We start from the raw sequence: 25284 nt of genomic DNA on the forward strand, positions 1-25284 counted from the left end.
CTTTCGCTCACGGACGATCGTGTTTCATGGTGGAATGATCGTCTGCGGTAGGTCGATTTGGCATCGACATCCCCTTGACGTCCTGCGGCCGGGCTGCCGGTTTGTTCTCGTTGGCCTTGCTGCCGTCGTCCATCCCGGGCATGCCGGCCATACCACCGCCGCCGGCCAGTAGCTGGCTTTCGGAATCGATCAAGAAGTTGGCGGAAGTGGCAACCATGTCGCCATCCTCCAGCCCCTCCAGGATCTGGAATCGATCCTCGAACCGCAGCGGGCTGATTTTCACTTGGACCGGGAGAAAGCGATCATCGGCAACAGCTCGGAACGTGATGTTGCGTTCGCCGGTGCGGATGACGGCCGATACCGGAACGGTCAAGCCGCTTCCCATCGCGTGGCTGATCAAGATCTGACTGAACATGCCTGGCTTCAGTCGGCCGTCGGGATTTGGTAGCTCGACGCGGACTTGCACCGATCGGGTCATCTCGTCGACCACCGGATCGATGAACACGACCTTGCCGGTATATTGTTGCGTCGGCGACGAGGGCAGCGCGACAGTCACAGCCATGCCGATCTGGACGTGCGGCAATTCATACTCGAAGACCTTGCCCTGAACCCACACCGTCGAGAGGTCGGCGACGACGAACAGTTCGTTCTGCGGCATCGTGTATTGACCTTGAAAGACCTTCTTCTCCAGGACGGTACCTGAGATTGGACTGCGTAGTACCAACGACGTCCCGGGCCGCCCGGTCGCCTCCAGGGCCTTGATCGCATCGGCAGGCACATCCCAAAGCTCCAGGCGTCGACGCGCGGCTTCCAACACCAGCTGTTGATCTGTCATGCCTCCGAGATTGGATTGTGCCGACCGCGCCGCGGACAACAGCTCTCTCTGGGCCGCAAAGAAGGCCGGACTGTAGATCGCAAGCATGGCTTCGCCGGCTTTCACCTGTTGCCCGGTGAAAGAGACGAACAGTCGTTCGACCCAGCCTTCGGTCTTGAGGTGAATATGAGCAAGCTTGGTTTCATCGGGACGTACGATCCCGACCGTTCGAATGGTCATGGTGAGGGGGGTCCGCGTCGCCCTTCCCAGCGTAACTCCGATACGCTGCCGGATTGCCGGATCGACGCTTAGTTCCGTATATCCCGGAGGCATCGAATTGCCGGGCACGGAGTGATCGGCCGGCATGTTCTGCTGGGGCTCGGGGGCCTGTTGTGCTGAACTCGCGTCTTGGCTGATGAAGTAGCCCGCGCACAAGACCATCAGTTGGGCCAGGGCAGGGCCGATCGACTTCCGATATCGTTTCGTCGACACGAGATCCCTCACGGTGCTGGACTTTCTATTGTGCGGCCAGCGAGGCCGCTCCGGGTGGCGACGTTCCAAGTGTCTCGATGTCGACACCCGCAAGCGCCTCAATTTCCGCCAGTCGCTTCTCACGCTCGATCCGGACCTGAGCGGCCGCAAGACGGGCGGCGATCAGTATCCTCTGGCTGTCGATGAGATCGGAAAATGCCGCGGTCCCGGCGGTGTAATCGCTCCGGGACGCGTTCACCAGTTGCTGGGCGGCCGGCACGATACGCTGACGGTACAGGGCGATTTGCCGCTCCGCATTTCGCATCAAGTACAGGTTTGCCACGAAGCTGGCGGCGCGGTCTCTCGTGGTCTGCCGCAACATTGCTTCTGACGATCGCATCATGGCCTCCGCTTCCCTGATGGCGCCGCGGATGGCCGGCAGTTTTGTCGGCAGCATCACCATCGACGAAACAACCTGTGAAACATTGCCTGTCACGGTCCCTGAGGGAACGAAATCGGGCAGATAGGCCAGCCTTGCAAGTTCGATAGCGTCCTTTCGCCCGGCCACCTGCCGGGCAAGCCCGGCCAGTTCCGGGTTCTGTTCAACCGCCGCCGCCAGAAGCTGGGCGTCATCGACGGCGACGGTTCGCTGCGACGGCAGAGTTGACGGCAGTCTCAGCGGCGCATTGGCGTCGCGCGCGAGCATGCCGTTCAGCGACCCTCGTATCGACTTGGCCTCCGCTGCCAAGTTCGCCAGTTCATTCTCGGCCATCTGAGACTCGATCTGAACCTTGAGCAAGTCCTGCAGCGCGCCGCCGGATTGCGCGCGCGCGGCCGCCGAATCGTTGACAAGCTTAAGAAGCGTCAGATTGTCGCGTTGAACCCGAAACTTTTCCTCACTCAGCGCCAGATCCAGATAAGCGGAAATGACTTTTCGCTGCAGTTCAAACTTTGTCGCGCGAAGCTTCTCGCCGGCTTGCCTGGCGGATTCCAGAGCAACCTCGGCCGCGGTCTGCACTTTGATCGGCAGCGACAGGTTCATCGATGGATCGAAGCCGACGCCGACCGTGGTGCGGTCCCACGCCTTGAGCTTCTCGGCGGAAAACATGTAGCTGAAATTGACGGCGACGTTGCTGTTGGGCCAGGTCGCGGCTTGATCGATGCGGGCGAAGGCGGCCTTCCATTCGAAGTAGGCGGATTCCAACTCTCCGTTGGCAAAGAACGCGCGGCGCAAGACATCGCGCCATCGCGCCGGCGCGGGCACGAGCGGCAACTGACGATCGGCGACCGGCGGCTCATAGGCAGGTGCAACCGAATTGAGGTTGGCTTCTTCTTCTGAGGTGCCGTTCGGCAGCAGCGTGCAGCCGCCGAACGCCAGAACAACGGTGGTGAAGAGCGCCGCCAGCAAAGTCCCCCTTGGCGACAGGGGAGCGATACTGTTAGTCGATTGCATAGCTGCCAGCCGCAGCGAACTCCCTCGTGCAGAATTGTCGCTTGAGGCCTGAGGGCCGGTCGTAGACATTGAGAACGTCCTGTGTCGCGAACAAGGTTTCCTTATCCCGTATGTCGAGCTGGCGACTCTCGAACCGATCAAACGAGGAAGCGAAACGGAATTGATGGACGGGCATTGGAAGGCCGCATCGACGGTGGTTGCCGCGCATCGCCGGCCGGCCCGCCGCCCGCCAATTCACCGCCCGGGATGTCGAGCATGACCATCGCCGGCTCTCCCTGAGACGGCGGTCTGCTTTTCAAACAGATTCGTGGCGTATTCGCTCGTCGAAGGCATTATCCGGCTCCGTGCTGTCGATGGCGCCATCACAGCGCTAATCATGAATTCGGAGTGGATCCTCGGGAGGTTACAAGCGGAAGCAGAAAAAGTTCTCGGCGTTAACCGTCAGATCCAGTTGACGGGGTTCCGCGCCCGGATGTCGCGGCCGAGGTGTCGGTAATCTCTCGGTGCCGAACGGAGAGGGGACCGGCTTTTGTCCAGGACGTGAGCCTGCCGGTATCGCGAACGGCGGTCTGGCTCTCGTGTCATGACGACGGGTTACCCGGTTTGGTCCGGTCCGATGAAGGTCATGAATGGCTTTCGGTCGGTTGCCCCAAATAGAATCACTGCGTATTTCTCCGCAGGCATACCGCCCATTCCAGGTGATCCTGCGGGCATCCCCGGAACAGCCAAGCCAATAGCGTCAGGACGCTGTGCCAACAATCGTTGCACCGCGACGGCCGGGACGTGTCCTTCCAAAACATATCCGTCGATTTCGGCGCTATGGCACGATGCGAGATCGATCGGTACGCCAAGGCCAGCCCTGACGGTGGCAAGATCGGTTGTTTCCCGTGCCCGCACCGTAAAGCCTGCTTTCTCCAAGTGGCGGACCCAGCTCTGGCAGCAACCACAATTTGGATCTTTGTAGACCAGAATCGGAGATGTCTGCGCCCACCCGGGACGAACCGTATTGGCCAATAGTGCAACCGCGGCACCGCCCAGCATCGCCCGTCGCGTCATGACCGGCGGTTTCTGCGTCATTGATAGGCATTCTGCCAAAAATTGCATTGGTTGCTCCTTATTGCCTCGCCGCAGATTCAACCATGAAACCTGCTGTCGTCGCGGGGAACGTCGTCGTCCAGGCACGCCTATTGTCGATAAGTCGTTCTGAAGCGAAACATCTATCTTCCAGCGAATTACCCTGGTGCGCATCGAGAGCGAAAGAATATCAAGCGTTTTTCTCGGCGCTCTTGGCATGGCTGTTGTTGGTTGCGGTCTCGCCTGCGGCAAGTTCGATGATTTCTGCCGTGATCTCTTCCTGCCGCACGATCCGCCGGGTGGCATGCAATTCGGCAAGCTGGCGCTCGATCTGGTTGCGCGCCGAGGCCATCGATTCCATGCGCGCCTCGTTCTCCGCCGCGAAGGCATGGAGCGCCGTGTTGCAGAGTTGCGCAAATACGTAGTCAGCGGTGAGCTCGACCATCAGGGTTTCGGGGGACAGGTCGAGGAGCGGCGCATCGCCCTTCGTCGGATGCGGAAAGCCCGAGAGATCGAGAGGAAACAAGCGGCGGCGCTCGACACGAACGCCATGGCCGGGCCGCCACTGGCTGAAAACGACATCGAGGCGGCCGATCTCGTCCGTGGCGATTCGGCTGTAGAGTGCTTCTGAGATTCGATCGGCAAGTTTCGGAATACCGAGCGAGTGCGATGGCATCGCGCTATTCCAGACCCCGACGATCCCTCTTTCCCCGGCGACCGCCCGACCTCGCGTGCCGATCAGGAACAGTTCTGACTGGGAAAAGTCGTCGCGAACGGCATCGAGCACGCGTTCGCTGAACGCACCGGCAAACCCTTGTTCGGCACAAAATAGCACCAAGGCCGATCGGGTCGATCGATCCGCGGGACCGGCCCCGGCCGGGACAAGGGCGAGCGTTCGCCCGATCGCAAGCGCGATCGTGGCGGAATAGCTATCGACGGCAACAAGCTGGCCGCGCGCCTGCTGGGCGCGTGCCGCGGCGATGCCCCGCATGGCATTGACGACCGCGCCGAGCTGGCCGATCCCGTCGATCCGCGCGCCAATCTCCGAAAGACGATCGGTCATGATTGCCTCGGTGCTTTCGACGGATCCGCGACCGTGGCCAGCGTCTGAAGGTATTTTCGGAGGGTTTCGCGGAGCGCCTGCTTTCCGGGCTCGTCGAGCGCGCCGGTATCTTGGATCCGACGGACGACGCCCGGGACGTGGCGGTCAAGGGTCTCGCGCAGGCCATGCCGGAACGCAGGCACTGACGGCAACGGCAACGGATCCAAAAGCCCGGATTGCACAGCCAGGACCAGGGCCACCTCGTCGGCAAGCCGAAGGGGCAGGTGCGGCGGTTGGCCGAGGATCGCGCGAATTCGCGCGCCCCGGCTCAGTTGATCGCGAACCCGGCTGTCCGGCATTCCACCAAACCGGGTGAAAGTCTCCAGTTCGAGGAACTGAGCGTAATCGAGCCGCACCGTCTCCGCCGCCTCCCGGAGCGCCTGTGCCTGGGTCTTGCCGCCGACCCGGCTGACGCTGGTGCCGACGTCGACCGCCGGCTTCTGCCCTTCATGGAACAGCCTGGCATCGAGGACGATCTGACCGTCGGTGATTGAAATCAGATTGGTCGGAATATAGGCGCTGAGGTTGCCGGCGTCGGTCTCGGCGATCGGTAGCGCCGTCAGCGAGCCGCCGCCTTTTTCCTTGGACAGTTTGGCGGCCCGTTCGAGCAGCCGCGCATGAACATAGAAGATATCCCCCGGATAGGCCTCGCGACCAGGCGACTGGCGGGTCAGCAGCGAGATCTCGCGGTGGCTCGCCGCGTGCTTGCTGAGGTCGTCGACCACTATCAGGGCATGTTGGCCGCGATCGCGAAAATATTCGGCCATGCTGAATGCCGCGAAAGGTGCGATCCACTGCAATCCGGGTGAACTCGACGACCCCGCCACGACGATGATGCAGCGCTCGGGCGCACCAAAGGCCATGATCGCATCGATGGCGCGGCGGACGCTCGCGGTCTTCTGGCCGACTGCGACATACACGCAGATTATGTCGCTCGTTTTTTGATTGACGATGGTGTCGATTGCGATCGTGGTCTTTCCGATGGCGCGGTCGCCGATGATCAGTTCGCGCTGACCGCGGCCGAGAGCAAACAGGGTATCGACCACCACGAGGCCGGTCTGAACGGGCTGGGTCACCAGATCGCGATCGACGATGGCGGGTGCCGGGGCGTCGATCGGCTCCAGCATGTCGGTGGCAACCGGGCCTTTCCCGTCGAGCGGGCGGCCGAGCGGGTCGACGATACGGCCGAGCAGTGCCGGTCCCACCGGCACGCGCACGACATCGCCCGTGCCACGCACCCTGTCACCGGCCTCGATCGCATTCACGTCGTCAAGCAGCACACAGCCGACATGATCGCGCTCAAGCACCTGGGCGAAGCCGAACTGTCCCTTATCGAAACGCAGCAACTCATCGAGCCGGACATTGGGCAGACCCGCGACGAGCGCGATGCCGTCTCCGACCGCTTCCACCTCGCCGATCTGCTCGGTCTGCGGCCCGAGCGTGGTGGCGTCGATCCTGGCGCTGGCGCGTTTGAGCCAGGCGTCGGCCGGGCTATCGGGATCTGTCGTCATGCGCGAGGTCCGCAAGGGTGTTGGCAAGGTCGGCGCGCCAGCTGTTGGTGATGACGAGGTGAGGGCCATGCAGTTCCAGGCCGGCGATGAGCGCGGGATCGACCTTGAAGCTGATCTGCGGGCGAACTCCAAACGCGTCGCCGATCAATGTGCGATAGCGCTGCTGGTCGGCGGGTTCGATCGGGGTGGCGCTGATCGCCTCGATCGCGATACCGTTAGCCGCGACGGCGCTGCGCACCGGATCCGGCAGGTTTCGGATCTCTCGCAGCAGCCAGTCGAGAAAGGCAGAACTAACCGATGCGCCACTGAGGCGGGCGACCAGACGCCCGGCTATTGCTACCGCAAGCCGGTTCGCCCGTTCCGCCCATGCTTGCTCGGTCGCGCTTTTCTCCTTCTCGATCGCCGACCTCGCCGACGCCTGCAGCGCCGCCGCCTCTTGGGCGGCCGAGGCAAGGAGCGATATCCGCCCTTGTTCCGCAGCTTGATGCGCCGCGGCAATTATAGCCGCGCGTTCCTCTTCGAAACCGGCGCGCGTACGCTCGATCTCGGCGAGTGCGTCGGTGGCTTGTCCGAGCTTGGTTTCGGCCTCGATCATGATCTGCCGCGCTGTGGCACGGCGCTGCTCGATCATCGCGGCAACCGGACGCCAGAAGAACCGCGCCAGTAGCCAGACCAGGATAATGACGTTGATGGCCTGGATGCCGAGCGTCCACCAGTCGATGGTCATGACATCACTTCAGCAGCGGGTTGGCGAACAACAGAAGCAGGGCGATGACGAGGCAATAGATTGCCATCGTCTCGATCATGGCGAGACCGACAAAGAGCGTCCGCGAGATGGTGTTGGCGGCCTCTGGCTGACGGGCGATGGCGTCCATTGCGGCCGCGACCGCGCGCCCCTCGGCAAGGGCAGGGCCGATCGCTCCAAACGAGACCGCCAGAGCGGCCGATACGATGCTGATGAAAGCTAACCAGTTCATGAGGGCATCCTTTGGCTGGAGTTGTTGCTGTCCGGTCGTCCTTCGTTCACCGCACCGGCAATGAACACCATCGCCAGAACCGAGAAAATGTAGGCTTGCACCGCACCGGTCAGTAGATCGAGCGCCATCAGCGGGATCGGCACGAGAAGGCCCGCGAGCGACAATACGATCCCGATCACGAATACGCCGCTCATCACATTGCCGAACAGCCGCACCAGCAGCGAGAAGGTCCGGGTCAGACTTTCGATGAAATTGAGCGGGATCATGATCGGGTTGGGCGAGGCGAAGGTCGACAGATAGCCCCGCACGCCGCCGACGCGTATGCCGAACCAGATCACCGCCAAGAACACCAGAACAGCGAGCGCGGCATCGGTCTCGAGCTGAGCCGTCGGGGGGGCGACGCCGGGCACCAGCGAGGACCAGTTGGCTACGAAAATGAAGACGAACAGGGTGCCGATGAAGGCGCGATAAGGAGCGGGTTCGATCTGCATGGTATCGCGGATCTGGCCGTCCACGGTATCGACGATCAGCTCGAAGGCCGCCTGGGCTGCCGACGGCACGAGCCAGGGGCGGCGCGTGACCAGAATGCTCCCCAGAACCAGCGCCACCATGATCGCCCAGGTGACCACCACGCCAGCGCTGATCGGTATCGGCCCCAAATTGAACAGCGCGATGCTGCTGAGCGGTGAAGTCACGGAGTGACCTCTCGAACGCGACGCAGGATGGCGGCCCGGGCGGCCAGGACGCCAAGTGCCAGCACAAGCAGCGGCAGCGCACCCTGCAGGCTCGCCAATGTCATCAGGCCGCCAAGAACGACGAAGCGGCCGATCATCAGCGCGATTGTCGCCGCCAGCTTGCCGCCATCGGAAAATCGCCGGACGCTCCACCAAAGGCCGCGAAAATACAGCATACCAAGCACGATCCCGGCACCCAGATAGGCGACAAGACTGACGACCTCGGCCCCGGCCGATAGCGCATTGAACCAAGGAAAATTCATTGGCGTTCAATCCACTTCCAGGCGGACCAGCATCCGAGCGCCAGCCCCACGATCAGCAGCGGGGCAGTGCAGAAGATTCCGGAGTTGAATTTCTGATCGAGCCACTGGCCGCCGAACACTGCAATCAGCAGCGGCACGACGATGATCCAGCCGAGCACGCCGATCTGGGCGAGCATGCGCGCCACCGATGGGTCGCCCTCGCGCAGCCAGCGCTGGTGACGCCCGCCGCGGAGCCGTACCCCTTTGACCAGCGAATCCTGTTCGTCCGGCACTGCCGTGGGTTCAGGTTGTGGGGTTTGCTTTGGCGCGGTCATGAGAATATTCTTGCACCGCGTCGGTCGGAACGAAGATGGCTCATGATCTGCCGGATCGCGTTGAGTTGCAGGCGTGTGGTCTCGACATGCTCCGTCCGTTCGGCCTCGATATCGGCGCGGAAGCGAGCGAGGACCGTCTCGCCCAAGGTCGCAAGATCGTCCCCAAGCACCGCCTCGCGCGTCGCCACGGCGACGTCCTGCCCGCCGCTGACCGAGAGGACGCCACGGCGCACCGCGCAGCAGTGCCGGATCCCATTGCCGTTCTTCCAGCTCACGACGGAAATCGCGAGGTTCGTGAGGAAGTCCGCGTGACCCGGCAATATCCCGAAGCTGCCGGTGGCGTCTTCGGCGCGCACGACGAGGACGCCGTCTTCCTCGACGACGACCGAGAGCGGCGTGACAATGCGGAGCCTCATGACGCGGCTTCCTTTCTGGCGCCCGCCGTCTCCTTCTCGCGGGCCTCATCGATGGTCCCGATCATATAGAGCGAACTCTCTGCCCAGGCGTCGGCTTCACCGTCGAGAATGGCGTGGCAGCCGGCCAGCGTATCGGCGCGGGGGACGCTGCGGCCGGGCGTGCCGGTGAAGGCCTCCGTCACGGTGAAAGGCTGGCTGAGGAAACGCTGCAAGCGGCGTGCCCGTTTGACGACCAGCCGGTCGCCGGCGCCGAGTTCCTCGACGCCGAGCAGTGCGATGATGTCCTGCAGATCCTTGAAGCGAGCGAGCGTCTCGCGGCAACGTTCGGCCAGACGATAGTGTTCTTCGCCGACCACCCGGGGATCGAGCAGTACCGACGACGAGGCAAGCGGGTCCACGGCCGGATAAAAGCCTTGGGCCGCCAGCGAGCGTGACAGCATGATAACGCTGTCCGTATGGCTGGAGATTGTTGTCACCGCCGGATCGGTGAAGTCATCGGCCGGAACATAGACGGCCTGGATCGCGGTGACGGCGGCACCGGCAACCGACGCGATCCGCTCCTGCAACGAGGCCACCTCGGTGGCCAGTGTCGGCTGATAGCCGACGCGCGAGGGCAGGCGTCCCAACAGGCTGGATAACTCGCTTCCGGCCTGGACGAAGCGGAAGACGTTGTCCATCAGCAGCAACACATTCTGATGCTTCTGGTCGCGAAAATACTCCGCGATCGTCAATGCGGTCAGCGGTACCCGCCAGCGTGCGCCAGGCGGCTCGTTCATCTGCCCGTAGACGAGCACCGTGCGAGCGAGAACTCCCGAACGCTGCATATCCGTCAGCAGCTCATGGCCCTCGCGGGAACGCTCGCCGACACCCGCAAACACCGAAATGCCCTGGTATTTCTCAACCATGGCGTGGATCAGCTCCATCACCAGCACGGTCTTGCCGACGCCGGCTCCGCCGAACATCGCGGCTTTGCCGCCTTGGGCGAGCGGTGCGAGCAGGTCGATCACCTTGACGCCCGTCTCGAACACCGCGCTGGTCGAGGTCTCCTCATTGAGCGCCGGCGGCGGGTTGTGGATGCCGCGGCGTGGCGTATCGGATGGTAGGGCAAGACCGCGATCCTGGACGGTCCCGACGACGTCGAGCAGGCGTCCTAGAACCGCATCTCCGACCGGTACCGAAATCGGCACGCCGGTCGCGCGCACCGCCGTATTGCGCGCAAGACCAGCGGTGGCCTGCAGCGCAATGCTGCGAATGGTCCGGGGGTCGACATGGCTATGGACTTCGAGTACGAGCGGCTCGGGCCGGTCCCATTCGACGATCAAGCCGGTATTGATCGGCGGCAGCGTTTCGCCGTCGAAAGCCACGTCGACGACGGCGCCTCGAACTGATACCACCGTTCCCATTGACGTGACAGAATCCATGGCATGTCCGATGTGTTCTCAAATATCAGCTGCTGCGAACGTCCGGCAGGCAAGAGTCGCGGTTGGTTGACTTCGAACGGGCGTCATTCAGGCTCAGGCGTCATTCAGGCTAAAGTCGGTCATTGCTTTGGACCGCGGTCGCAGATGCATCCCCGCGTCGAATTATCGACGCGCTTCCGACCATCGATCCACGTTGCTTCACATCGACTAGTTCGGAACAAGGATGCGGCCGGTTACAGCGTGCAAAGAATATTTTGAGTGCCATAGCCGCGCCGCAGCGCGACAGCAAGCCATTGTCGAATCTGTCAGGATTGCCGCGCTGACTGACCAGGACCATCCCCGCAGAACCGGATAGTCCCGGCAGCACGGGGCCTTGGCCGGTCCCCGCCGGTTCCATGCAGTGGCCCTACTTTAGAAACAACGTCAAACGTTGACAGCAGCGCTATGAGCCGGCGCGGGTGCCGGCCGACGTGAACTCCGCCTTGCAACATTTCCAACGCGCGCCTTGTAACCGATCGGCGACTTCGTCCGAACTATCATTGCCAGGGCGCTAATGAGATGGTTCGGGCGGGGGAGATGAATGAGAACGAATTGAAGCCGCTGATGCTGGCGAGCCTGCATGGCGACGCACCTGCGCACCGTGAACTGCTGTCGCGGCTGAGCGGCTATCTGCGCGTATATTACCGGGGCAAGCTTGCCAGAATCGGCCGCAGCGCGACGGAGGCTGAAGATCTTGTTCAAGAAGCCTTGATGGCCATGCATATGCGGCGCCACACCTACGAGCCCGCGGAGTTGTTGACGCCCTGGGTGCGCGCGATCGCGCGCTACAAGCTGATCGACCACCTGCGGCACACCCGGGGATCGATGTCGGACGTCCCGATCGACGATGTCGAACCGGTGGTGGAGGACGCCGCTGCCGGCATCGAAAGATCGATCGATCTCGGCAGGCTGATGGCATTACTTCCGGAGAAGATGCGGACGGCGGTGCAGGCGGTCAAGCTGGACGGCTTCAGCATTGCCGAGACGGCGATAAAGCTGAATATGAGTGAATCCTCGGTCAAAGTGAGCGTCCATCGCGGGTTGAAGGCGTTGTCCGCAATGATCAGACAGGAGAAACAGTTATGAAGACCGACGACCTCATCGCTATGCTCGGGACCAACGTCGAGCCGGTCCGCCGGCCGGCCGGACGGATGCTGACGCTGGCCATCACTGTTGGGGCGCTGCTGGCCGCCTGCCTTGTGCTGGCGACGATGGGGCTGCGTCCGGACCTCGTGCGGTCGGCGTCGCTTCCGTACCTGCTGCTGAAGATCGGCTTGATGATCCTCATCCTCGTTCCGGCGTCGATCTTTTTGAAGCGACTGGCGCGGCCGGGCGGCGAACACCGGGTGTCGCTGGCGCTGCTGGCGCTTCCGTTCGTCGCGGTGATGGTGCCGGCGATCGCGGCGCTTTGGATCATGCCAATGTCGCACTGGAGGACCGAGATAGTCGGCGACGGATGGATTGAATGCCTGATTTCGATCCCCGTGATCGCGATCGTCCCGTTTGCCGCCATCGTCTGGGCGGTGCGCCGGATGGCCCCGACCGACCTGGTACGTGCGGGCGCGGTCGCCGGTTTGGTCGCGGGTTGCCTGAGCGCTCTGGGCTACGCGCTGCATTGCACCGGCGACAGCGTTCCGTTCATTGCCGTCTGGTATGGAGGAACAGTGGTGCTGTGCACCCTGGCCGGCGCGCTGCTCGGTCCCCGGCTGCTGCGCTGGTGAGCACAACAGACGCCGAGAAATATTCGGCGAACTGATGTAACCGACTCCCGCTTCCTTTCGAACTCACTTTTGAGCGCCCCAAAAGGTGCATCGCAAGGACTGCCCGAAAGGGCGGCGAAGGAGCGTAGTATGTCTGCATTGACCAAGATTTCACTCATGATCGCGTTGGCCACGACCGTTTCGGCGCCCGCGTTCGCGGGAATGAACGGCACCGATTGGATCAATCGTGTGCGGCCGCCGGCCTTGGCGCCATCAGGCCTGGATGCGCGCGCCGAATTCGTCAACCCCGGTTCGACACTCACCGTCCCAGCCGTTCGCCACGACGCGCCACACGCCTACCGCGGCGGACCGCGGTCCATTCACTGATTTGCCATTCAACGGAGGAATAACATGACAAACCGCAGCCTGATCGCCATCGCCGCCGCTCTCGCGTTTTCCGCCGGGCCGGCCTTCGCCCAGACCTCGTCCACGGATCCCAATGCCCACCATTATTAAGGTGGTCCGAAGACGCAGACGCCGCACATGACCAAGCACCCCGACATGGGTGTGAACAAGAAGGCCGGCAATGACGGTGGCCATCATAACAGCGGCGGGCCGAAGTCTGAAAACCATCATATGGGCAAAAGGAAGTAAACATCGGAGCGCGGACGCCGACGGTCTCGGTTTCTGCGCTCTACCGACGGCAGGACGTGTTCCGCTTCCGAGCGATTGCGGATCGGCTTTCCGGCGGCGCGCGGAGCCAAGGGATGTCGCGCCACAAATACTTCCGCGTCGTTCAGCCGGTCGACGTCCTCCAACGGAATGGCGGGACGTCCGCAACCTTCATCACGCCGGCGACGGCGTGTCGCTCCAGCCATTCGTTGCGGGCTCCGAGCTCGCCGGCGTCAGAACCACACGAGATTCTCTGAGTTCCAATGTAACCGAATCACATTCCCCCCCGAACTAATCAATGAGCGCCAAAGCAGGCGTGGTTGACGTCATCACAGAGCGCCATGAGTGGCGCACCAGGAGAAGGCAATGTCCAAACGCAACGCCAGTATCGCACTTTGCTTCGCATTCGCCGTCTCGGCGATGGCGGCTCCCGCCGTCGCCCAGAGCGCGGCCGAGATGGATCAAAATGCCCATCATTATCAAGGCGGACCGAAGACGGTTGTGCCGCACGCGATGAAACATCCGGATTTTGGACAAGAAGCCACCAGAGGCGATGTCGTGAACACCGGTCACCACTACAGCGGTGGACCGAAAGAAGGCGCGCCTCACCACATGGGCGAAAAAAAGTAGTAACGCTCCCAGGCACTACTACCGACTAGGCAAGCCGAACAACGTCGGTGATCGTTTCTTACAAGGTAATAACGTCATGCGATGCTCAGCATTTTTGATTGCCGCAGTGTTGTTCGGAATCCCATTGTCGGCGGCTCTTGCCGGCAGCATCAATCGCGATGACTCAAATAGTCTGCCAATGCAGGAGAAGCGGCTATCTGACGTTGACGTGGGGTCCGCGCTCAACCGAGTTGCCGACAGTCGAGTTAAGAGTGCCCCGAATCTGCGCCGCGGACATTGGGTCTGCATTGCGGATTCCACTCTGGGAAGCCATGGAACGACAACCGTCTGGAGCAAATATGCGGCGTCCATGCAGCAGGCAAAGCGTTCGGCGTTGCGGAAGTGCAACGCCGATGCGGCAAACAAGCAGGACTGCAGCATCTCCAGGTGCTGGCTCGATGGGCACAGTGGCTCATTGGATATCGAATATTAGATATTCGGACCAAGCCGCGCCGCAAAGATCGACGTCACCGAGATCGGCATTTCAATAATAGCGTTCCAGACAGCGGCGGAGCGAATTCCTGAACCACTGCAGATGCCGGGCATCTTCTCGCCGCGGGATCCACCAGCTTCGGCGTGTTATGGGCGGTGCGCATGGCGATCGCTGCCGCGGTCATCGCGGTTGCCGTGATGCAGGGGCGGGTTGCTGCCGCTCGGCTTCATCCTGCTCGGCAACGAGCAGCCCGGAGCGGAAGCCAACTCCATGGTTGTCGACGGCGTGCTCATAAGATTTTCGGGCATGGGTTATGCGGCCGTGGCGACGCCGGTCGGCGGCGGTGTGGTGAACAGCTGGCTTCTGATCGGATCGGTTAGCAAGCTGGTCCAGACCAGCTACGGCCAGATACTCGTGGTGAAATTGGCTCTGTTTGCCGGGATGCTCGCTCTGGCAATAGCGAACCGGTTCTGGTTGGTGCCGGCCTTGCTGACAACCCAAGCCGGCGCGGAGGGCGACGCCGTTCGGCGCAGCCAGTTGTGGACCCACTTGCTGGGCGTCCTGCTGGGCGTGAGCATTCTCGGAACGCTTCGTCCGGCGATTGGGCAATGACGGGCAGCAGCTGCCGTCAAGACGGACGACGACGCAGCACACCTGACGACGAGGCCTGATAAGTAAGCGGTCATCAGCTCGCATTCCCGCGCATTTCGTTTGACGTCGTCTGGTCAGCCGCGACCTCTTGGGGAGGGAGCTGCGAGCTTTGCGTCGCCGGAGGCCGTTTCGCCGTGGTAATTGGCGCCTTGTCAATTTGTTTTGACCAGGAACGGTAGTAGGCGACGCCCGTCATAACCGACAGACCGGCGGCCCCCACCAGAAGCTGAGCGAAGAAGGATTGTGACGTGGTTTCCAAGACGAAGTGCGCGATAAATGCCAGAAAGACCCCGACGCAGAAGACCTCGAGAGATTGCTGGCCGCAAGTGATAAGGGGACGAAAGATCGGCCAGCGAAGTCCCGGCCAATCGATTGGAATGAACCTCACCGCCAGCAGCGCCAACGCCATGAGGTGGAGGACGCGATAAGGAGCAAGATTGGTCTTATCGTTGGGACGAAAGGCCTGGGTCAACTGGCTCACGATCGGGACGTCCATCGCAGGGATCAGCGTGGCGAGCGTTGCCACCAAAGCAAACAGCACAAAGCCGACGCTGACGACCAAGGCCGTCCGAGCTGTGACGATGGCGCGGACGTCTCGGGCGCCTCCTGCGGCGAACCATGCGCCCAGCACGAACAGCAGCTGCCAGGTGAATGGATTGAAAAACCACCCCCCGGACGGATATGAGGGGAGATTCCAATGAAAGGCTCTCGCGGCAAGGTACAGCAGCAGCGATCCGGCAAGCGCCCAGTTTCGGTGCCGCAACATCAGCCACAGGATCGGCACAAACGCTGCCATCAAGACGATGTAGAGAGGAAGCACGTCGAGATTGAGCGGCTTGAACTTCAGCATCAGCCCTTCGGCCAATGTCTCGACCGGGAATTCCATCAGACGTGCAACGTTGAACTGGTCCATCAAGTGGCCGATGTCAAAACGATGGGCCAAATAGTGAACCGAGGTCAGATAGAAGATAAAGAGAAGGACGTATGCGACGTAGAGTTGCCAGACGCGTTTGAGCAGGCGGGTTGCGCCAATCAGGAAGCCGCGTTGCGCCATCATCCGGCCGAACACCAGTGCGGTGGTGTAACCGGAAATGAAGACGAACAAATCAGCCCCGTCGCTGAAACCGTAATTTCGCGAGGTCAACCACGCGAGCGCCGTTCCGGGAATGTGACCGAAGAAGATGGCCCAGTTCGCCAATCCCCGAAACAGATCGAGCCTCAGATCGCGAGCGGGAGGCGGACCAAACAGTGGCATTGGAATATTCCAGAATGTCAGAGGGCTGCAAGCCGGCGATGTCGTTCGCAAAACGGCTACTCAGGTCGGTCGTTGTGCGACGAGAACCACTCCACGCTCAACGGTTCGACCCAACGGCCGCGAGCGTCGCGTTCTTTGCCGCATTTACTGGACTTGTTTGAACCGATTCAACTTTTCCACAATGCTAATTACAACCTATTGCGAAATGGGTCCTTGCTTTGGGATTCGCCTTCTCCCGTTCTGCCGCTCAGGCAGCCTCACGAGCGAACCGGACGGATGGTCTAAGGATCTATTGTATAATTCGCAGGAGAGCGCGGTCCGGTTACAGTTGATTTCAGAGAATTGCCCCGCCGCGCAATCCGAAGCCGCGTCCCCACCAGAACGCATCTGAGGGTGCAAGCGTTGGACGCTTTTGCGAGGGTGCGGCCGCGTTGAACTGTGAGGCGAAGGATCCGTCACGTCGAGGAGCGTGGGTCGTGTCCCATCGGGTGGTGTAGCTGGGCAGTAGCGGAGCCGCTCGCGAGCGCGCTCCCCATAGCGCCGTAGCGAGCGAGCGGCGGTCAACGGCGATGTCCTCGGTAGGATCGGGTTGCGACACCAACCTGACCGAGGATTTCCCCGATGACCGACGACATGATGAACCTGCGCGCCCTTGTGGAGAAGACCCCCTACCCCGATTTGCTGCGCGAGATGATCGGCTTTGCCGCCCAGCGGCTGATGGAGCTGGAGGTCGGCAACCTGACCGGCGCCGGCTATGGCGAGAAGACCCGTGAGCGACTGGCGCAGCGCAACGGCTACCGCGACCGCGACTGGGAGACCCGGGCCGGCACCGTCGAACTGCGGGTCCCGAAGCTGCGCAAGGGCAGCTATTTTCCGGGCTTTCTGGAGCCGCGGCGGATGGCGGAGAAGGCGCTGACCGCGGTGATCCAAGAGGCCTATGTGCACGGCATCTCGACCCGCTCGGTCGACGACCTGGTCAAGGCGATTGCGGTGATTGTCGCGGTCGGCGTCAACAGCGACGGCCGGCGCGAGATTCTCGGCCTCGACATCGGCCCCTCCGAGGCCGAGACGTTCTGGACCGCGTTCCTGCGCAAGCTCGCCCGCCGCGGCCTGCGGGGCGTCAAGCTGGTGATCTCCGATGCCCATGAGGGGCAACAAGGCCGCGGTCGCCAAGGTACTGAATGCCACCTGGCAGCGCTGCCGCGTCCACCTGATGCGCAACGTTCTCGCCCATGCCGGCAAGAGCGGGCGGCGCGTCGTCTCTGCCTTCATCGCCACCGCCTTTGCGCAAGACGATGCCGAAGCGGCGCGTGCGCAATGGCGACGCGTCGCCGATCAGCTACGGCCGAAGCATCCGAAGCTCTCGGCCTTCCTCGACAATGCCGAGACCGACGTGCTGGCCTACATGAGATTCCCGCCGGCGCATCGCACCAAGCTGCACTCCACCAATCCGATCGAGCGTCTCAACGGCGAGATCAAGCGGCGCCCCGAGGCGGTCGGCATCTTCCTCAACGAGGACGCCATCGTCAGCTTGGTCGGCGCCATCCTGCTCGAACAGAACGACGAATGGACGGTGCAACGCGCCCTCTATATGACGTTGGAAACCATCGCCCCGATCGGCGATGATCCCGCCGTCAGCCTCCCGGCATTCGCCAGCTGACCGACCCGGACCTTACCGAGGCCATCGCGGTGACCTGCCGCCAGATACACCACGCCAAGGGGCACGATCCCTGGCGCATTGAGGTTGGCCCTGGCGAGAATGTTCGGTTTCTGATCCGACTTGGGTACAGAGGATCATAAGATCTTCCTTGCCACCGAAGGGGACAACCTAAAGCATGCGGAAGAGATGAAAAAGCATCCTCACATGCAGCACGATGAGCCGAATTGTGCGGTTGGCGCCGAAAAAGACGGCAGAAGTCGTTTGGAAGTTTATCAAGACGGGAACCTTTGAATTCTCTTGTCTAATTCCCGATCTTCGTGAGTACGGAATGACTGGTCACATCAGGGTGAAAGAATTTCTTAATGCCTGCCGCCCCGCCCAGGCCGGCCGTGAGCGCAAGATTGCCGATTCCGGGTTGGCCGAGACACGATCCTGCATTCTGATACCCCGTAGGGGTATCATTGCGCTGATTGGCATTGCATAGGCAATGTTCAACGAAAAGACCACGGGGTGGTGTTGAGCTTGACTAGCATCAAGCTTTTTCTTCAGCTGCGGCCTATCGTATGGATGTTTTGGCCTGCCTCAATCATTGAGTCGGACGAGCGGTGGATTTTGCGCTTAGAATGCGGTTGTTCCGGACCATAGTGGCAATTCTGATCGCCGCTTCGCTGGTGGCTCTACCGATTGGAGCCCACGCGTCAGCGTCGGCGATTTCAAAGAGCGGTTCAGCTTCGAGCGAACACTTCCACATTTCCGTAAGCCACTCCGCGGACATGTCGATGGACGAGTACTGCCCGCACGACACAAAGAGAGCTCCTTCGCCGACACATGGGTTTAAGTGTCCGCTGAGTTTCTGTTGCGTGGGCGCTTCGGTGGCTCTCAACCACGTCACTGCCGTCCGTATCGAATTCAGCATTGGGAAGACCACCCATGTGACGACTTTGATGGACGCATTCGTCCCCGCCCGTGCCGGCAGTCTGCCTTTCCGACCTCCTCGCGTCTGATCTCATTAAGCACTGAACTCGCGGGCGTTTTCACGCGTCCGTCGATGAACGTCGCGTGCATTCCTGTCCCGGCTTGAGACCAGACACGTTTGGAGACCATCATGATCCTGAAGTTCACTGGCGCCGCGGCCTTTGCCGTGGCCATTGGCCTATCCACGTCCGCGGCGCCGCCTGGGTCACCAATGAGGGCTCGAAGACGGCGCTGACGGCGGCCGAATCCGAGGTTCGTGCCGCCGACGTGGCGTTGCAGGGAGTGCAGCGGGAAGCACAGGCCGGGCAGCGTACCACCGTGGATGTTTTGAACGCCCTGCAGTATCTCACCAACGCCCGGGCACGGCTCATCACTTCGCAGCGTGATCGCGTCGTTGCGTCATACACGTTACTCACGCCGTGGGACGGCTGGACGTAAAAACGCTTGGTCTGCGGATTCCCGATTATCTTCCAGAGGTCCATTACCACCAAGTCCGTGACGCACGGCATGGATTGTGAACTCTGTCAGGGAAATGAGCCGCCGGCACTCACGCCGGGGAATGGGCGACACTAACCACCCGTTCCAGATTGTTTTGATGCGACATGTGACCAAATCGCAGTTCCGAATTGACATTGTAGGGGGCGCTGAGATGGACGAGAATCAGTTGAAGCCGCTCATGCTGGCGAGCCTTCACGGTGAGGCAGCTGCCCACCGCGAACTGTTGTCACGGCTGAGCGGCGATCTGCGCGCCTATTACAGGGGCAGGCTCGCCAGAATCGGCCGCAGCGCGACCGAGGCTGAGGATCTTGTCCAGGAAGCCTTGATGGCGATTCATATGAGGCGCGATACTTACGATCCGGCGGAATTGCTGACGCCCTGGGTGCGCGCGATTGCGCGCTACAAGCTGATCGACCACCTGCGGCACACGCGGGGTTCGATGTTGGTTGTTCCGATCGACGACATCGACCCGGCGGCGGAGGACAATGCGGCTGCCGGCATCGAAAGCTCGCTCGACCTGGGCAAACTGATGTCGGGGCTTCCGGATAGGATGCGGACGGCGGTGCAGGCGGTTAAGCTCGACGGCCTGAGCGTCGCCGAGGCCGCAGCCCGGCTCAATATCAGCGAATCCTCGGTCAAGGTCAGCGTGCATCGCGGTTTGAAGGCGCTGGCGGCGATGATTGGACGGGAGAACGCGTCATGAAGACCGACGACCTCATCGCCATGCTCGGGACCAACGTCGAACCGATCCGCCGGCCGGCCGGCCGGACACTGACGCTGGCGATCGCGGGGGGCGTGCTGCTCGCCGCGTGCGGCGTCATGGCCACGATGGGGCTGCGGCCGGACCTGGTGCAATCGGTTTCACTGCTCTATCTGCTGCTCAAAATCGGTTTGATGCTTTTGATCCTTGTCCCGGCCTCGATCTTCCTGAAACGGCTGGCGCGACCGGGTGGCGAGCGCCGGGTGTCGCTGGCGCTGCTGGCGCTGCCTTTCCTTGTGGTCATGGTGCTGGCCATCGTGGCCCTTTCGATGACGCCGCGGTCACATTGGACGGCCGAGATCATCGGCGATGAATGGATCGAATGCCTGGTGTCGATCCCGGTGATCGCGATCGTTCCGTTTGCCGCTATCATCTGGGCGGTGCGCCGGATGGCGCCGACCGATCTCGTACGGGCGGGCGCGGTGTCGGGTCTGGTCGCGGGCTGCATCAGTGCGTTGGGCTATGCGCTGCATTGCACCGCCGACAGCATTCCATTCATCGCCGTCTGGTACGGCGGGACGGTCGTGCTATGCACGCTGGCCGGCGCGCTGCTCGGTCCCCGGCTGCTGCGCTGGTGAGCACGGCAAGATGGATCGGTCCGCCGGGAATATTCTGCGGACCGCTGTAACCAAATTCCTCTCCCTTTCGAACTCCCCTTTGAGCACCTGAAAAGGTGCACCGCACGGACCGCCCGAACGGGCGGCGAAGGAGAGTAAGATGTCTGCACTGACCAAGATTTCGCTCGCGATCGCGTTGATGGCGACCGCTTCGGCGCCCGCGTTCGCAGGTATGAACGGCACCGATTGGCTCAATCGTGAGCGGCCCGCGGCCGCCGCGCAGTCCGGGCTGGATGCACGCGCTGAACTCGCCAACCGCAATCCGTCGGCCAGAGCCGAACAACGCCCGACGTCGCACGCCTATTTCGGCGGCCCGCGCTCCTTCCATTGATCCAACACCAACGACACCGAACGGAGACGACCATGACCAAACGCGCCTTGATCGCCATTGCCGCCGCTCTCGCCTTTTCGGCCGCGCCGGCCCTCGCTCAGACCTCCTCAACGGAATCCAACGCCCACCACTATCAGGGCGGCCCGAAGACAGAGACACCGCACATGACCAAGCATCCCGAAGTGGACGCGACCAAGAAGACCGGCAAGGACGGCGGCCATCACTACAGCGGCGGGCCGAAGACCGAGAACCATCACATGGGCGAAAAGAAGTAATCACCGGAGCACGGAGGCCGAACGTCGACTTCCGCGCTCCGTTTGGCGTTTCAACCTGTTATGGCTTTGAGGATCCCCTGATCTTTTCATCGAAAGTCCCTTTCGATAGCCGGAATGGCAGCGGTACCAGTTTGGTAATGTGGAGCCACCAATGCTCGGACTGTTGATCGGCATGCTCCTCGTTAGCGTGCTGATAATCGTTTCGTTCGTGCTAGTTTTCTGTCGTTGCGGACAGTCCTGGAACCGCGAGTAGCCAAACTTGGCTAATGGATATCCTTGGGATCGCAGCGGATAAACCTCGTCATACTAAGTAGTCAGAAAAGATCTATTTGACCGTAGACGGAGTGAACCATGGCCGGCGATGACACTCACGCTTCGAAAGGGGCTCGTCAAATCACTGACAAGCACGCGAATACAGGCTTCCATTCCCGTCATTCTCAATATCGTTTGGATCATGATGTTGGTCTCGCCGTAGCCCATGTCCGTGGCATGTCCATCGATCCTGCGACAACGCAACATAAGATCGAACGGACAGGTGAAACCGTTTACTTCTGCTCAGATCGTCGTCGAACCGAATTCCTCGATGACCCCGAAAGCTACGCTAGGTTACCGTCGAAGACGGCCAATTCTGTGACGGTGCCAGAGGGTGAAATCTACACTTGCCCGATGCACCCGCAGATTCGGCAACCAGGGCCTGGCAATTGTCCGATCTGCGGCATGGCCCTGGAGCCGGAGATCGCGACGGCAGAGACACGCGCCAATCCCGAATTGGCCGACATGGTGCGGCGCTTCTGGCTCGGCCTAGCGTTATCTGCTCCGGTGGTGGCGCTCGAGATGGGGGGGCACCTTATCGCTGGTCATGGTTGGATTGATCAGACGCTTTCAAACTGGATTCAACTTCTTCTCGCAACACCAGTTGTACTTTGGGCCGGCTGGCCCTTCTTCGCCCGCGGTTGGCGATCCATCCTGAGCCGAAACCTCAACATGTTCACCTTGATCGCGATGGGAACAGGCGTCGCTTGGATCTACAGCGTCGTTGCCACCCTAGCTCCTACGGTATTCCCTTCGACGTTCCGCGGGCATGACGGCGCTGTTGCTGTATATTTCGAGGCAGCGGCGGTCATTACTGTGCTCGTCCTTCTCGGACAGGTGCTCGAACTGCGGGCTCGCGAGGCGACCTCCGGCGCGATCAAGGCACTCCTCGATCTTGCTCCCAAGACAGCGCGGCGTGTGCGTTCCGATGAAGCCGATGAGGAGGTGCAGATTGCGGTGCTTCAGCCGGGTGATCGACTACGCGTACGCCCCGGCGAGAAGGTTCCTGTCGATGGTGAGATTGTGGAGGGCCGCTCCTCCCTCGATGAATCCATGGTCACTGGCGAATCCATGCCTGTCAGCAAAGACATCGGCGGCAAGGTGATTGCCGGTACACTCAATCAATCCGGCGGCTTCATCATGCAAGCGGACAAGGTTGGCAACGATACGATGTTGGCGCAGATCGTCCAAATGGTTGCACAGGCGCAGCGATCCCGCGCACCGATCCAACGCCTTGCCGACCAAGTCGCAGGCTGGTTCGTGCCTGCCGTCATAGGGGTCGCCTTCGCCGCATTCGCCGCCTGGGCTGCCTACGGCCCCGAACCTCGCTTTGCGTTCGGCATCGTTGCGGCAGTCAGCGTGCTGATCATCGCATGCCCGTGCGCGCTCGGACTTGCAACGCCGATGTCCATCATGGTGGGCGTTGGGCGCGGCGCGCAGGTCGGCGTGCTGATCAAGAACGCGGAAGCGCTGGAACGCATGGAGCGCATCGACACCCTAGTGGTGGACAAGACCGGCACTCTGACGGAGGGCAAGCCTAAGGTTGTCGCTGTGGTGCCTGCCATTGGCACTACCGAACTTGAGTTACTGCGCCTCGCTGCAAGCGTGGAGCGTGCCAGCGAGCATCCCTTGGCGGCCGCGATCGTTGCCGAAGCAAAGCAACGTGGTATCCAGACGAGCGACGTCCGTAATTTCGATGCGCAGGCCGGGAAGGGCGCGGTTGGTATAGTCGAAGGGCGGAAAGTGCTCATCGGGAACGTTGCCTTCATGGGGGGCAACGGCGTAGAGACATCCGCGCTTTCGGCTGAAGCTGAACGTCAGCGTGGCGACGGGGCGACTGTTATTAACGTCGCCATCGATGGCCAGTTGGCCGGCATCTTGGCCATCGCCGATCCCGTCAAACAAACCACCCCCGAGGCGCTGCGAGACCTCGCCGACGAAGGCGTCAGGGTGATCATGCTGACCGGAGACAACCGAACGACCGCGGAGGCGGTTGCCGGGCGGCTGGGCATTGCCGAAGTCGAGGCGGAAGTATTGCCCGATCAGAAGAGCGCCGTCGTCGCTAGGCTGAAGGGGGAGGGCCGGGTGGTTGCGATGGCAGGCGACGGCGTGAACGATGCGCCTGCGCTCGCTCTAGCGGAGGTCGGAATTGCCATGGGGACGGGTACCGACGTTGCGATGGAGAGCGCCGGGATAACTTTGCTCAAGGGAGATTTGACCGGCATCGTGCGCGCGCGGCGCCTGTCGCGCGCGACGATGAGCAACATCCGCCAGAACCTCTTCTTCGCCTTCGCCTACAATGCCGCGGGTATCCCGATCGCAGCTGGCGTCCTCTATCCCACTTTCGGCCTGCTGCTGTCGCCCATCATCGCTGCCGCGGCCATGGCGCTTTCTTCGGTCAGCGTTGTAGGGAACGCGCTTCGGTTGCGGGTGGCGAGAATTTGAATTCAAACATTGGAGGTAACGTTGGTCAACCATGATGGACAGGTCGCGGGACAGAGCAAGAAGAGCTTCTGGATTTCCGCCCCGTTTCTAATCGCGCTTGCGATTGGTGGGATCGCCCTTATCGCGCTTTGGCCAAAGCACCAAGGGCACATCGCCATTGTGCTACCGTACCTCATTCTGCTGGCGTGTCCGCTGATGCACCTCTTTCACCATCACGGTCACGGAAAACACGGTGAGCCTCGCGCGCCGGAGAAGCGCTCGCCGTGATGCCGGCGAGCGAAGTTGTTGATCATCGCTCCATAAGCCGGAGTCATTGGCAATGATCACGACTGCGGCGATAACCCGTTCTTGTTGTCAGCACAGCCTGGTAGCAGAAGAACCGCCCAAGGCGGACTAAAGTCGGGAATGCCCTACGAAGGTCGTCAATCGATCCTGAGCGTTTCACGCAGCCGCGTTGAGTGACGCCTTCTTCAAGGAGAGTTTCACCGGCGTGGAATGCTCGGTCGCATCCTCAGAGTCTGACTCAGAACTCGGTGCTGTGTCATGTGGGTTTTGCGAGGCGTCTGAGAAGCAGTCGAAGATGGGCGACGTGCAGCCAGGCGCATTCGGTTGCGGCGGAAGCTTCGAAGTCCTTGGCGAGGCGGCGACATCGGCCGAGCCAGGCGAAGCTGCGTTCGACTACCCAGCGCCGCGGCAACAGCTGAAAGCCTTTGACGCCGGCGGGCCGCTCGACGATTTCGATGGTCCACGGCCCGCAGGGCGCCAGCGCGGTGAGAAGCTGATTGCCGTGATAAATACGATCGGCAAAGACATGGCGCAATCGCGGGAAACAACGGCGCATGGCCGTGAGCAGCGCCACGGCACCATGACCGTCCTGCACGTTGGCAGGGTGAACGTGCACAGCGAGCAACAGGCCGTTGGTGTCGACGACGATGTGGCGTTTGCGCCCGCAGACGCGCTTGCCGGCGTCGTATCCGCGCGGACCGCCGGCTTGGGTGGTCGGCACGCTCTGGCTGTCGATCACCGCCGCAGTCGGCGTCGGCTTGTGGCCGAGTTGTCGTCGCGCGCGGCGAACCAGCGCGGCGAAGATCCTTTGCCAACGCCCGCTATCGCGCCAGCTATAGAAATAGCCTTGTACCGTCGAATAGGGCGGGAACTCCTTCGGCAGCGCGCGCCACTGACAGCCGGTGGAAGCGATGAACAGGATCGCTTCAACCACGCGCCGCAGATCGACCCTGCGAGGCCGTCCCAAACGTTGTCGCGGCGGCATTCGCCGGGCGATCAACGCCCACTCCGCATCCGTCAGGTCGCTTGCGTAGCGCAGCCCGTCGCGCCGATACTGCGCTCGAGTGATCTTGGTCCATGGCATTGTGACCTCCCTCAAATCTTTGCAAATCCGATGGAATCACAACCAACTAAGGTCACTCACCTATTTTCGGTCA

The 25284-nt window shown here is 61.7% G+C and carries 26 protein-coding genes and 3 pseudogenes; 14 read left to right on the forward strand and 15 right to left on the reverse strand.

Annotated elements, in window-relative coordinates; genetic code table 11:
• Positions 1 to 7: 7 nt before the first annotated feature.
• The 13 genes from IP86_RS17140 to atpD form a co-directional block, all read right to left on the reverse strand.
• Entirely contained in the window at positions 8 to 1306 is a 1299-nt protein-coding gene (locus IP86_RS17140) for an efflux RND transporter periplasmic adaptor subunit (protein ID WP_054163738.1), read from the reverse strand.
• A 25-nt stretch (positions 1307 to 1331) separates the two neighbouring features.
• Positions 1332 to 2693 carry a TolC family protein gene (locus tag IP86_RS17145; protein WP_245264889.1) on the reverse strand — a complete coding sequence of 454 codons (1362 nt, stop codon included), beginning with the start codon at positions 2691 to 2693 and terminating at the stop codon, positions 1332 to 1334.
• A 182-nt stretch (positions 2694 to 2875) separates the two neighbouring features.
• The gene (locus IP86_RS29615) at positions 2876 to 3001 is read right to left on the reverse strand and encodes a hypothetical protein (RefSeq protein ID WP_283804783.1); all 126 of its coding nucleotides are present in this window, start codon (positions 2999 to 3001) and stop codon (positions 2876 to 2878) included.
• 331 nt (positions 3002 to 3332) lie between these two features.
• Positions 3333 to 3842: a DUF411 domain-containing protein gene (locus tag IP86_RS28160; protein ID WP_245264890.1), complete on the reverse strand. Its 510-nt coding sequence runs from the start codon at positions 3840 to 3842 to the stop codon at positions 3333 to 3335.
• A 160-nt stretch (positions 3843 to 4002) separates the two neighbouring features.
• Positions 4003 to 4875 carry a F0F1 ATP synthase subunit gamma gene (locus IP86_RS17150; protein WP_012494621.1) on the reverse strand — a complete coding sequence of 291 codons (873 nt, stop codon included), beginning with the start codon at positions 4873 to 4875 and terminating at the stop codon, positions 4003 to 4005.
• Complete coding sequence (locus IP86_RS17155; RefSeq protein WP_012494622.1) at positions 4872 to 6425, reverse strand: F0F1 ATP synthase subunit alpha; 1554 nt, start codon at positions 6423 to 6425, stop codon at positions 4872 to 4874. The genes IP86_RS17150 and IP86_RS17155 overlap by 4 nt, the downstream gene beginning before the upstream one ends.
• Complete coding sequence (locus tag IP86_RS17160) at positions 6406 to 7152, reverse strand: F0F1 ATP synthase subunit B family protein (RefSeq protein ID WP_012494623.1); 747 nt, start codon at positions 7150 to 7152, stop codon at positions 6406 to 6408. Before IP86_RS17160 ends, IP86_RS17155 begins: the two co-directional genes overlap by 20 nt.
• Positions 7153 to 7156: 4 nt before the next feature.
• The gene (locus IP86_RS17165) at positions 7157 to 7402 is read right to left on the reverse strand and encodes a F0F1 ATP synthase subunit C (RefSeq protein ID WP_012494624.1); all 246 of its coding nucleotides are present in this window, start codon (positions 7400 to 7402) and stop codon (positions 7157 to 7159) included.
• Positions 7399 to 8097, reverse strand: a complete 699-nt coding sequence (locus IP86_RS17170; RefSeq protein WP_012494625.1) for a F0F1 ATP synthase subunit A — start codon at positions 8095 to 8097, stop codon at positions 7399 to 7401. Before IP86_RS17170 ends, IP86_RS17165 begins: the two co-directional genes overlap by 4 nt.
• Entirely contained in the window at positions 8094 to 8399 is a 306-nt protein-coding gene (locus IP86_RS17175; protein WP_012494626.1) for an ATP synthase subunit I, read from the reverse strand. The genes IP86_RS17170 and IP86_RS17175 overlap by 4 nt, the downstream gene beginning before the upstream one ends.
• A complete protein-coding gene (locus tag IP86_RS17180; RefSeq protein WP_012494627.1) occupies positions 8396 to 8713 on the reverse strand; it encodes an AtpZ/AtpI family protein in 318 nt (105 codons plus the stop codon). The genes IP86_RS17175 and IP86_RS17180 overlap by 4 nt, the downstream gene beginning before the upstream one ends.
• Positions 8710 to 9129: a F0F1 ATP synthase subunit epsilon gene (locus IP86_RS17185; RefSeq protein WP_012494628.1), complete on the reverse strand. Its 420-nt coding sequence runs from the start codon at positions 9127 to 9129 to the stop codon at positions 8710 to 8712. Before IP86_RS17185 ends, IP86_RS17180 begins: the two co-directional genes overlap by 4 nt.
• Positions 9126 to 10550, reverse strand: coding sequence for a F0F1 ATP synthase subunit beta (gene atpD / locus IP86_RS17190; protein ID WP_012494629.1), 1425 nt, complete (start codon positions 10548 to 10550; stop codon positions 9126 to 9128). The genes IP86_RS17185 and atpD overlap by 4 nt, the downstream gene beginning before the upstream one ends.
• A 576-nt stretch (positions 10551 to 11126) precedes the next feature.
• On the opposite strand from atpD, the gene IP86_RS17195 reads away from it, so the two are divergent.
• The 5 genes from IP86_RS17195 to IP86_RS17220 all read left to right on the forward strand — a co-directional run bounded on the left by IP86_RS17195 (position 11127) and on the right by IP86_RS17220 (position 14675).
• Positions 11127 to 11675: a sigma-70 family RNA polymerase sigma factor gene (locus IP86_RS17195; protein ID WP_012494630.1), complete on the forward strand. Its 549-nt coding sequence runs from the start codon at positions 11127 to 11129 to the stop codon at positions 11673 to 11675.
• Positions 11672 to 12310, forward strand: a complete 639-nt coding sequence (locus IP86_RS17200; RefSeq protein ID WP_012494631.1) for an NrsF family protein — start codon at positions 11672 to 11674, stop codon at positions 12308 to 12310. Before IP86_RS17195 ends, IP86_RS17200 begins: the two co-directional genes overlap by 4 nt.
• Positions 12311 to 12439: 129 nt before the next feature.
• The gene (locus tag IP86_RS17205; protein WP_012494632.1) at positions 12440 to 12676 is read left to right on the forward strand and encodes a hypothetical protein; all 237 of its coding nucleotides are present in this window, start codon (positions 12440 to 12442) and stop codon (positions 12674 to 12676) included.
• Positions 12677 to 13327: 651 nt separating this feature from the next.
• Positions 13328 to 13591 (forward strand): hypothetical protein, encoded by a 264-nt coding sequence (locus IP86_RS17215; RefSeq protein ID WP_012494633.1) that lies wholly within the window; start codon positions 13328 to 13330, stop codon positions 13589 to 13591.
• Positions 13592 to 14273: 682 nt separating this feature from the next.
• Positions 14274 to 14675, forward strand: coding sequence for a CopD family protein (locus tag IP86_RS17220; protein WP_049774695.1), 402 nt, complete (start codon positions 14274 to 14276; stop codon positions 14673 to 14675).
• 73 nt (positions 14676 to 14748) lie between these two features.
• On the opposite strand, the gene IP86_RS17225 is transcribed toward IP86_RS17220, so the two are convergent.
• Positions 14749 to 15969 (reverse strand): OpgC domain-containing protein, encoded by a 1221-nt coding sequence (locus IP86_RS17225; protein ID WP_012494634.1) that lies wholly within the window; start codon positions 15967 to 15969, stop codon positions 14749 to 14751.
• 621 nt (positions 15970 to 16590) lie between these two features.
• Here IP86_RS17225 and IP86_RS17230 point away from each other — a divergent pair.
• The 9 genes and pseudogenes from IP86_RS17230 (at position 16591) to IP86_RS17260 (ending at position 24109) form a co-directional block, all read left to right on the forward strand.
• Positions 16591 to 17629, forward strand: a pseudogene (locus IP86_RS17230) (IS256 family transposase).
• A gap of 68 nt (positions 17630 to 17697) precedes the next feature.
• Positions 17698 to 17981: pseudogene (locus IP86_RS29420) on the forward strand (cupredoxin domain-containing protein); the annotation flags it as partial.
• A gap of 818 nt (positions 17982 to 18799) precedes the next feature.
• Positions 18800 to 19122 (forward strand): annotated as a pseudogene (locus tag IP86_RS28175) (TolC family outer membrane protein); the annotation flags it as partial.
• Between the two features lie 131 nt (positions 19123 to 19253).
• Complete coding sequence (locus tag IP86_RS17235; RefSeq protein WP_012494636.1) at positions 19254 to 19805, forward strand: sigma-70 family RNA polymerase sigma factor; 552 nt, start codon at positions 19254 to 19256, stop codon at positions 19803 to 19805.
• Complete coding sequence (locus IP86_RS17240) at positions 19802 to 20440, forward strand: NrsF family protein (RefSeq protein WP_012494637.1); 639 nt, start codon at positions 19802 to 19804, stop codon at positions 20438 to 20440. Before IP86_RS17235 ends, IP86_RS17240 begins: the two co-directional genes overlap by 4 nt.
• Before the next feature lie 139 nt (positions 20441 to 20579).
• Positions 20580 to 20810, forward strand: a complete 231-nt coding sequence (locus IP86_RS17245) for a hypothetical protein (RefSeq protein WP_012494638.1) — start codon at positions 20580 to 20582, stop codon at positions 20808 to 20810.
• Between the two features lie 32 nt (positions 20811 to 20842).
• The gene (locus tag IP86_RS17250) at positions 20843 to 21085 is read left to right on the forward strand and encodes a hypothetical protein (protein WP_012494639.1); all 243 of its coding nucleotides are present in this window, start codon (positions 20843 to 20845) and stop codon (positions 21083 to 21085) included.
• 351 nt (positions 21086 to 21436) lie between these two features.
• Positions 21437 to 23842 (forward strand): heavy metal translocating P-type ATPase, encoded by a 2406-nt coding sequence (locus IP86_RS17255; protein ID WP_041809487.1) that lies wholly within the window; start codon positions 21437 to 21439, stop codon positions 23840 to 23842.
• A gap of 21 nt (positions 23843 to 23863) precedes the next feature.
• Entirely contained in the window at positions 23864 to 24109 is a 246-nt protein-coding gene (locus IP86_RS17260) for a DUF2933 domain-containing protein (RefSeq protein ID WP_012494641.1), read from the forward strand.
• 274 nt (positions 24110 to 24383) lie between these two features.
• Here IP86_RS17260 and IP86_RS17265 read toward each other — a convergent pair whose 3' ends face one another.
• Positions 24384 to 25211 carry an IS5 family transposase gene (locus tag IP86_RS17265; protein WP_012494642.1) on the reverse strand — a complete coding sequence of 276 codons (828 nt, stop codon included), beginning with the start codon at positions 25209 to 25211 and terminating at the stop codon, positions 24384 to 24386.
• Positions 25212 to 25284 lie beyond the last annotated feature (73 nt).

Source organism: Rhodopseudomonas sp. AAP120 (assembly GCF_001295845.1).
GTDB lineage: Bacteria > Pseudomonadota > Alphaproteobacteria > Rhizobiales > Xanthobacteraceae > Rhodopseudomonas.